The 9,122-nt window shown below is 45.8% G+C and carries 9 protein-coding genes; 4 read left to right on the forward strand and 5 right to left on the reverse strand.

All coding sequences use genetic code 11. The features are described 5' to 3' along the window. Window positions 1-113: 113 nt before the first annotated feature. Window positions 114-2,093: a methyl-accepting chemotaxis protein gene (locus tag MED92_RS18410; protein WP_007020332.1), complete on the reverse strand. Its 1,980-nt coding sequence runs from the start codon at window positions 2,091-2,093 to the stop codon at window positions 114-116. 579 nt (window positions 2,094-2,672) lie between these two features. After that, window positions 2,673-3,563, reverse strand: coding sequence for a protease HtpX (htpX, locus tag MED92_RS04600; protein ID WP_007020333.1), 891 nt, complete (start codon window positions 3,561-3,563; stop codon window positions 2,673-2,675). 154 nt (window positions 3,564-3,717) lie between these two features. Between htpX and MED92_RS04605 the strand changes: the two genes are divergently transcribed. Further along, a complete protein-coding gene (locus tag MED92_RS04605; protein ID WP_007020334.1) occupies window positions 3,718-4,623 on the forward strand; it encodes a class I SAM-dependent methyltransferase in 906 nt (301 codons plus the stop codon). Then, window positions 4,624-5,118 carry a 3'-5' exonuclease gene (locus MED92_RS04610; protein ID WP_007020335.1) on the forward strand — a complete coding sequence of 165 codons (495 nt, stop codon included), beginning with the start codon at window positions 4,624-4,626 and terminating at the stop codon, window positions 5,116-5,118. A 47-nt stretch (window positions 5,119-5,165) separates the two neighbouring features. Here MED92_RS04610 and MED92_RS04615 read toward each other — a convergent pair whose 3' ends face one another. The 3 genes from MED92_RS04615 to MED92_RS04625 all read right to left on the reverse strand — a co-directional run bounded on the left by MED92_RS04615 (window position 5,166) and on the right by MED92_RS04625 (window position 7,849). Continuing rightward, window positions 5,166-5,993 (reverse strand): HDOD domain-containing protein, encoded by an 828-nt coding sequence (locus tag MED92_RS04615; RefSeq protein ID WP_007020336.1) that lies wholly within the window; start codon window positions 5,991-5,993, stop codon window positions 5,166-5,168. Window positions 5,994-6,157: 164 nt separating this feature from the next. Next, window positions 6,158-6,529: a hypothetical protein gene (locus MED92_RS04620; protein ID WP_007020337.1), complete on the reverse strand. Its 372-nt coding sequence runs from the start codon at window positions 6,527-6,529 to the stop codon at window positions 6,158-6,160. 105 nt (window positions 6,530-6,634) lie between these two features. Next, window positions 6,635-7,849, reverse strand: a complete 1,215-nt coding sequence (locus tag MED92_RS04625; protein WP_007020338.1) for a pyridoxal phosphate-dependent aminotransferase — start codon at window positions 7,847-7,849, stop codon at window positions 6,635-6,637. Window positions 7,850-8,026: 177 nt separating this feature from the next. Between MED92_RS04625 and msrB the strand changes: the two genes are divergently transcribed. Then, entirely contained in the window at window positions 8,027-8,434 is a 408-nt protein-coding gene (gene msrB / locus MED92_RS04630) for a peptide-methionine (R)-S-oxide reductase MsrB (protein ID WP_007020339.1), read from the forward strand. 6 nt (window positions 8,435-8,440) lie between these two features. Beyond that, the gene (locus MED92_RS04635) at window positions 8,441-9,109 is read left to right on the forward strand and encodes a DNA-3-methyladenine glycosylase I (RefSeq protein ID WP_007020340.1); all 669 of its coding nucleotides are present in this window, start codon (window positions 8,441-8,443) and stop codon (window positions 9,107-9,109) included. Window positions 9,110-9,122 lie beyond the last annotated feature (13 nt).

The raw sequence follows: 9,122 nt of genomic DNA on the forward strand, positions 1-9,122 counted from the left end.
ATAAGCCATCAACTCTTTTTAGCCAGTGAAAACGCATTTTTTCAATTAAGGATAAAGGTTTTCGTGCCTTCACTAATAAAGCGGGCTCTAAAGGATTTAGAGCCCGCAATTAGTTATAGTGTAAATCGCTTCAGCAGGTCTTGTTGCTTGTTAGAAATTGACAGCAACTGATCACTACTGTTGGATGCTTCCTGTGCGCCTTCAGCCGTTTCACTTGCCGAATGATTGATACTGTTTAGCTGAGTGCTGACCTCTTGTACGGCCTGCCTCTGCTGTTGTGCAGCATCTTCGATCTGGGTGTTCAGCAAGCGGATGTTGCTGATCGATTCATTCATGGAAGCCAGTGATTCCTGCGAAGTGTTTGCGTTGCCAACACAGGATTGCGCCTGGTCATAGCTGTTCTGCATAACCGTAACCACTTCCTGAATACTGCCTTTCATATTCTCGATCATCTCCTGAATCTCATCAGTTGAGTTACGAGTACGGCTGGCTAGTCCGCGAACTTCATCGGCTACAACGGCGAAGCCGCGTCCATGATCACCGGCACGGGCCGCTTCGATCGCCGCGTTGAGAGCCAGCAGGTTGGTCTGTTCAGCGATCGCGTGGATAGTTTCCAGAATCGCGTCGATCTCTGTGCTGTAGTTCGCCAGACCATTACTGACGTCTACCGCATTGTTGATAGCCGCTGCCTGTTCTTTAATGCTCTTCAGCGTTTCGCCAACATTATTGTTTACTTCATGGCTCAGGCTTTCACACTGATGAACTGCATCCAGGGTGGTCGCACTATGGTTTGCAACTTCGCCTACGCTGCTTTCCATCTCTAGCGCAGCCGAAGAGGCCATCTCAAGCTGCTGACTTTGATCCTGCATAGCGCCTGTGGTCAACTGGCTGATTTCAGAATTGGTCTGTGCCACGACAGATAGGTTTTCTGAGCCTTTTGCAACTTCCTGCAGAATCTGGCGCTGACTTGATACAACTGTGTTTAGTGACTCAGCAAGTTCACCGAATTCATCTTTACGTGCCTGGTTGAAGCTAACGGTCAAATCACCATCACGTAGTTTCAGTAGCTCAGACGTAAACTGTGCCAGCGGCTTTCTGATCGTACCGATCGTGATAAAAGCGATAAACACAGCAAAAGCGGTAGTACCGACCGAGAGCGCAATGATCAGGCCTTTACTCAGGCTATTCGCTTCTTGTGCAGCGGTTTCCGCTGTGCTGGCTTCATTTTTCGCAAATTCAATAAACTGATTTGCAGCTGTGCTGACTTTCTTAAGCAATTGGTGGGTGTTGGTGAGCTGCTTATTTAGCTCATCAAGTGTTTGCTGCTTTCGGTTGTAGAGGTTGATTAAGCCGTCTTCTTTATTAAAGTGCGTGTCTAGGGCAATAATCAAACTGTTAACTTGCTGGGCTTTAAGTTCTGCTTTGGTAAAAGCCGCGTACTTGTCAGTCAGATCACCTTTGTTCGATGCTACACGCTCATTCAGCGTTTTAAGATCACCACCGCGTTTATAGTTGGTTATCTGTATACGTAACTTGGTCATACTGCGGGTCAGGTTACGCGCTGCGATTACGCCATCACTGTTTCTGCTTTTGCTGATATAGCGTTGTGTCCAGCCTGATACCGAATCCGCTTTGCCTTGCAGGTCCAGCTCTTGTTCTGTCACACGCTGGCTCAGCACCAGGCGCTCATTATGTAGCTTGAGTACCGAAGCGGCTTGCTTTTGATAGTCCTGGCTAAGCTTTTCAACACCTGCCAGCTTCTCAGACAGTTCCGGCTGGTTTTCCAGAAGGGGCGCTAGCTGCTTTATCTTTGCGCTGAATGATTTGAGATTGGCTTCAAAGACTTTCGTGCTCGCTGCAATCTTTTCGCTGTCTTCTTCGGCAAGGGTGATATAGAGGTTTTGGTTGGCTTGTTGCAGTTCGATCATCTGGTTGAAACTGCCAACCAGAATCGGCAGGGTATCTTCAGTAATGTGATTTAACTTCTGGTAGATATTACTGTTACCAACCAGACCACCGCCACCAACGACCAGAATCGAGATAACCAGTGCGGCGAAACCCAAGGTAATTTTATGGGTGAGTTTTAGGCTCATTTAACTACTCCAGCGCAGTACTTCTTGTTGTTATTCTGCAATCCCTATTCAAACAAGAGTAAGGGAAAGTACTTATTTTTTTAACTCTAACTAAAACAACTTTAGAGATACAGTAAAAATTACACTTTAGTCGCTGTTTTGTGTAGAGAAATGTTGTTTTTTTATCATACTTAAGTCGTGTAAGGCACTAGAAGCATATGAAATACGCAATTAATTCCTTATTCATCGTGGTTGATAGCCCTTCGTTTTTAAACAAAGTGCTATATATCAGTGTAGTCGAATCCGTAGTTGCCGGGTTAATCATTCATTATGGTAATCAGGAAGGGGTGGGGCGCTGCTTGCATTATTAAGGATGCTATTGGACGTTAATAATCAAGGGGAGATGTGCATGAGCATGGAGGGTAAAGGATCTCGATGCAGAGGCGTCTATCGTAAAGGCGATAAGTACTATAAATACCGGTTGTATGGTGAAGGGCAGTTAGAAAAAGTAATACGTTATAGGCAATTTATCTCCGGAAACACACTCGCTACTAAATAAAAAAATCCCCGGCGAACCGGGGATTTATTATGAAGTGATGTTTACTTCATGTTTTGTAGGGCCTGGATACGTTTGTCTAGTGGTGGATGGCTCGCACGTAGGGCCATTAAGCCTGATTGCAAGTGGCTACTGATACCGAAGGCCGTTAGCTGCCCCGGCATCTGATCCGGCATATCGTACTCAGCTTTCAAGCGCTGAAGTGCACCGATCATTGCGTGGTTGCTGGACAGGCGTGCACCAGCTTCATCGGCGCGGAACTCGCGGTAGCGTGAGAACCAGGCAACAATAAATGATGCAAGGAATGCGAAAATCAGTTCAAAAACAATGACCGTGATGAAATAACCAATACCAGTACCCGCTGGGCTTTCATCGTCGTCACTTTTAAGGAAACTATCTACCGCATAGCCTGCAATACGTGCAAAGAACATAACGAATGTGTTGATTACGCCCTGAACCAGCGCCATTGTAACCATGTCGCCATTTGCAACGTGGCCAATCTCGTGGGCCATAACCGCTTTGATCTCTTCCTTCTGGAAACGTTGTAGCAGGCCTAAGCTCACCGCGACCAGCGCATCATTCTTATTCCAGCCTGTTGCAAAGGCATTGGCTTGCTGAGCAGGGAAAATGCCCACTTCTGGCACTTTTATACCTGCCTGTTGTGATAGTTCAGCAACCGTATCCAGCAACCATTGCTCGTCAGCATTGCGGGCTTGGGTGATGATCTCTGTTCCTGTGCTCATTTTGGCCATCTTTTTCGATAGGAACAGCGAGATAAATGAACCTATAAAGCCAAAAACTACACAGAAAATAAGAAGAACGGGAAGATTTAGCCCTGTTGCTGTGACGTAGTGCCCGAACAGAATATTTAAAGTAATACTGGCGACAATCAGTACAGCGATATTGGTAAGTAAAAATAAACCGATGCGCATCATAGTTAACAATAGTCCTGTCATTAAAAAACTTATTATTAGATGGTGGCGGATACTAAAAGTTTCAAGTCAAAATGTCTTCTATTATCTGGTCTCAGAAACCGCTCAGGCCTATAATCTAGCCCCCATTTTTTACGACTGTACTACAGGAGCTTTAATGCAAGCCGTTCTTGATGAAATTCAGCGCCAGATTCCACTGGCTAATGGTGAATCTCGCCGCATTTTTCATGGAAGAGGTCACTGCTTTGACGGCTTTGAACATCTGGTCGTGGACTGGTTCCCTCCCTACGCTGTTGCCCGACTTTATAAACCGGTAGAGGCTGATTGGTTAGAAGCGCTGAGTGAAACGATTAAGTCAGTGCCTGAGGTGGAAGGGCTGGTGATTCAGCAGCGCTCCCGTGGTCAGGATTCGTTGCAGGATGTTGTTTGGGGTGATGTTCCTGATCAGATGAATACCATGGAACTTGGACTGTTTTATCAGGTCAAACCTCAACGTAATCAAAATAGCGGCCTTTTTCTGGATATGCGTGAAGGGCGCCGCTGGGTTATGCAGAACGCAGGTGGCAAGCGTGTTCTAAACTTATTTTCATATACCTGTGCATTTTCAGTTGCTGCCCTGGCGGGTGGTGCTGATCATGTTGTTAATGTTGATATGTCGCGTGGTGCAATCAATACGGGTAAAGAAAATCATCGCCTCAATGGCTTGCAAGATGGCAGAGTTAAATTCCTGGCTTATGATCTTTTCAGATCCTGGAAGCGGGTAAGACAATACGGCCCTTATGATCTTATTGTCATCGATCCTCCTAGCTTCCAACCAGGTAGTTTTGTTGCTGAAAAAGACTATCGTCGGGTTATCCGACGACTAAATGAGTTAACAGAGGCAGGAAGTCAGGTGCTTGCCTGTCATAATGATCCCAAAAACGGGACTGAATTTTTAAAGCAGCTGATGCTTGAGGAGTGTCCGGATTTCAGGTTTGTCGAGCGATTAGCAAACCCAGAAGACTTTCCGGAAGCAGAAGTAGAAAAAGGACTTAAAGTGCTGCTTTATACTAGGGAGAAATAAGTGGAGTTAATCTGTATTGATTTGGAAGCCAGTGGTCTGGGTTCCCAGTCTTACCCGATTGAAGTTGCCTGGATAAACGATGAAACGGGTGAAAAAGATAGTTTCCTGATCAATCCGGATACTGCGGAGAATTGGCAGTACTGGGATGACCATGCTGAGGAGATGCATGGTATCGATCGAGGCGATCTGGTTAAGAAAGGGCTTGATATTAAGCAAGCTTGCAAACGCTTAAATGAAAAACTGAAGGGCAAAACGCTCATCAGTGACGCGTTTGAATTTGATTGGTTTTGGGTCAGCCGACTGTTTGACGCGACCGGTATGACACCAAGCTTTAAAATGGCAGGCCTTGAAAGGGTGCTAAGTAAAGAGCAGGTGATTCAGTTTGGCTTTCTGGCTAAAGCGCAGTTTAGGCGTCATCGAGCGTTGCAGGACGTTGAGGATATCATTACCTGTATTAAGGCGGTGAATCTGAGTTCTGATGCGGAATCGATTTGAATACACAAAAAAAGGCAGCTTAAGCTGCCTTTTTTTATAGCGTTTGCTTAATCTGCCAAGCCATCCAGGCCTGAATCCAGATTAAGTGCTTCTTCAAGATTATCAATTGTATCTGCTGATACACCTGCTAACGCAGCAGATTCTGCTGGGAAATTACCCTGCAGAGTTTCAACATCGTCACCATTACGAATAGCGGAGTTAACCACACAAGCCAGGTTTACAACGGCAGACAGTGCTGATGGTTCTTCAAAGCTGGTCGGGTTTTTGTGCTGACGGACAGCGATACCCAGTTCAGCGGGGAAGTTCCACATATCCAGCAGTGCCTGACCTGCTTCTGGAGAAGTAAATCCAAGTCTTTCCATCTCAGCATCGCTGCGGCTGCAGTTGGATTCCTCGATCAGTGTCTGAATCGCCTGAGCACGCATAGGCTGAGAAAGGTGAAGGAGCAAGCGGCCGATGTTATGTATCAAGCCAGCCGTAAATGCGATATCCGGATCAACGTCTGTGTCACGCTCTGCAAACCATTTAGCCAGTGCTGCAACGCGGAAGGACTCGCTCCAGAATTTCTTGAGATCCAGGCCTTCAACTTCTTTAACCGAGCCTGCGATACCTGATGCGATAACGAGTGTTTTCAGGCGAACCATACCTAGCATGACTACCGCTTCATCAATAGAGGAAACTTTGCGGCTTAAACCAAAATGGGCGGAGTTAACCAAGCGTAGGATTTTAAGGGATAGGGTTTGATCTTGTGATACTTTTTCAGCGATTTCGCCGTAGTCAGCTGCGGGGTTATTTAGCTGCTGAATAAGCTGTCTTACCACTTCAGGAACATTGGGCAGTTTGTCTGTTTGCTCAAGTAGTTCGCGAATCTCCATATGCACTCCTTAGAGATCAGATTCTTGTTATTGAGCCCTTCGCAAACTTACGTACCCTTTAAACGCGAAAAGCTCATATAAGATAATTAGAGTTCTACGCCGCTTTTTGCAAGAAGTTTTTGATTTTCTAGCAAAAAAAAGCGGCTAATCGCCGCTTTTTTAAGTTAGTCTTGATTTAGCACCAGGCCTTCTATCTGTGTGCGAATACTTTCGTACTGGCCCATCTCTTCAGGCATGAAGTAAAGTTTGTAGAAACAGCGGTCAACCAAGCGTGCTTTTTTATCGTTAACTGTTTCTTTGTAAGACCCGAACAGGTAGCTCATCTGGACGTGAATAACACGTGTATGAGGTGGAATAGTGTGCTCGTGATGTTCCAGGTCGAAGCGAGTTTTGGCTTCTTTGATTGTGTAGAAAGAGACTTCTGCAACGTGATTTAGATTAATTAGGAAATTGGACGTTACAGGCACCAGGTGACGCTGTTCCAGTCCGTTATGTTCCATGTAGATGCCGCAGTTTTTTCTTACCTTGATAAACATTATTTGTCCTGTTGTTTCCGAATCATTAGGTAACTATACAATAGTATGAGTCAGTATGATTACAATAATCTTACAAAAGAAAACGGCCGCATTTGCGGCCGTTTTTTATTGTTCATAGGTTTTTAAGAAGGTTGCAATCCTTTCTATCGCATCCCTTAGTTCGTCTTCCCGAGGCAGGATAACTAAGCGGAAATGCTGTGTATCCGGCAAGTTGAAACCGCTGCCCTGAACGATTAGTACTTTTTGCTGTAACAGTAGATCCAGAGCCATCTTCTCATCGTTTTTAATCGGATAAACGTCAGGATCAAGTTTCGGGAACATATAAAGTGCCCCCTCTGGTTTAGTACAGCTAACCCCGGGGATCTCATTAAGCATTTCCCAGGCTAGATTGCGTTGTTCATAAAGACGGCCGCCTGGCACGATCAATTCATTAACACTTTGGTATCCACCTAAAGCTGTCTGAATCGCATGTTGTGTTGGGACGTTTGAGCATAAACGCATGCTCGAAAGCATTTCCAGACCTTCGATATAGTCGCGCGCATTATGCTTAGGGCCGCTGACGATCATCCAGCCGGAGCGGAATCCAGCAGCGCGGTATGACTTAGACAGACCGTTAAAAGAGATGCACAGCACATCATCAGCCAACGAAGCCATTGAAGTGTGCTCCGCTTCATCGTAAAGAATCTTGTCATAGATCTCATCTGCGAAGACAATCAGGTTGTGTTCACGGGCTAACTCGATGATCTGTTCAAGTACAGGTTTAGGATAAACAGCACCAGTAGGGTTGTTTGGGTTGATAACCACGATGCCTTTAGTGCGCTCAGTAATCTTACTGCGCATATCTTCGATATCCGGCGCCCAGTCTTTCTCTTCATCGCAGTGATAGTGGATTGGGTTGCCGCCACTCAGGCTTACAGCAGCCGTCCACAATGGATAGTCCGGAGCAGGAATTAGCATCTCATCAGTGTCGTTGAGCAGACCCTGCATCGCCATCACGATCAGTTCAGAAACACCATTACCAATGTAGATATCTTCAATGCCTACATTTTTGATGCCGTTTTTCTGGCACTCCTGCATCACCGCCTTACGGGCGGAAAACAAGCCTTTTGAATCGCAGTAGCCCTGGGAGGCGGGCAGGTTAAGGATCACGTCCTGCACAATCTCTTCTGGCGCTTCAAACCCCCATGGGGCCGGATTACCAATGTTCAGCTTTAAGATTCGTTGACCTTCCTCTTCCAGCCGCTTGGCTTCTTGAAGAACTGGTCCACGAATGTCATAACATACATTGATCAGCTTGTTTGATTTACGGATAACTGGCATTTTTATTTCCTGCAGGCTTGTTCGGGAATTTTTCCCTAAGCAAGCTTGTCCTATTGCAATGGAACCATTCGTTTATGGTATAAGTCTCTGAAAAAAAGAGGCTAATCATACGCTGTTTGTTTCTTGAAACCCAGAAAAACGGGGTTTTTCAGGCTTTTTTCTTGTTTGGAGAGAACTATGAGTGAAAAAAAACCAAAATTGGTACGTTCTGAGCAGGAGTGGAAAGAACAGTTAAGTCCGGAGCAGTACAGAATTTGCCGTGAAAAGGGCACCGAAAGGGCGTTTACCGGTGAGTATTACGATAATAAACAGCTAGGGAAATACCTGTGTGTATGCTGCGGCGATGAGCTGTTTCGCTCGGAAGTTAAATATGATTCCGGTAGCGGTTGGCCAAGTTTTTGGGAGCCAGTTTCCTCAGAGGTGATCGATGAGCATCGTGATTCGTCTCATGGCATGATTCGTACTGAAGTGACCTGTGCAAGCTGTGGCTCTCATTTGGGGCATGTGTTTCCGGATGGTCCGCAACCAACGGGGCTTAGGTATTGTATCAATTCTGCATCTTTGAATTTTGAAGAGGGTGAATAATCTGCAATGAAGTCTTTCAAATGGATCTACGAGCACGTCTGTGAGCATCGTTCCGGTGAGGATGTAGAAGCATTATTACCGCATTCATTATCTAAAATGGAACTCGAAAGGGTGCCGGATGACCGGATTCTAAGTGACATGGCGCGGCGAGTTTTTCGCGCTGGGCTTAAACACTCGCTGGTGGATTCAAAATGGCCGGAGTTTGAGAAAGCCTTTTACGGATTTGATCCGGAAAAAATTGCTTTAATGAGCGATGAGCAATTAGAAAATCTGATGCAGAACGACAAGCTAATTCGGCATTGGGGAAAGATAAAGTCTGTGCGCATTAATGCCATGATGGTAGAAGAGCAGGCAAAAAAGCATGGTAGCTTTGCCAAATTTCTGGCTGATTGGCCGGAGAACGATATTATCGGCTTATGGGCTTTTTTAAAGAAGCATGGCAACCAGTTAGGTGGTAATTCAGGGCCTTATTTTTTGCGTATGGTCGGTAAGGATACGTTTATTCTTACCGATGATGTGGTCGCGGGGTTGAAAGCGCAGGGCATTGTGGAAAAGAAACCCACAGCAAAGCGAGATCTTCAGAAAGTTCAGGATTGTTTTAACCAGTGGCAGCAGGAATCAGGCCGGCCTTTGGCACAGATTAGCCGGTTGCTCTCTTATACGGTGGGCTGGTAATGAAGCACGGGGG

Source organism: Neptuniibacter caesariensis, from assembly GCF_000153345.1.
GTDB lineage: Bacteria > Pseudomonadota > Gammaproteobacteria > Pseudomonadales > Balneatricaceae > Neptuniibacter > Neptuniibacter caesariensis.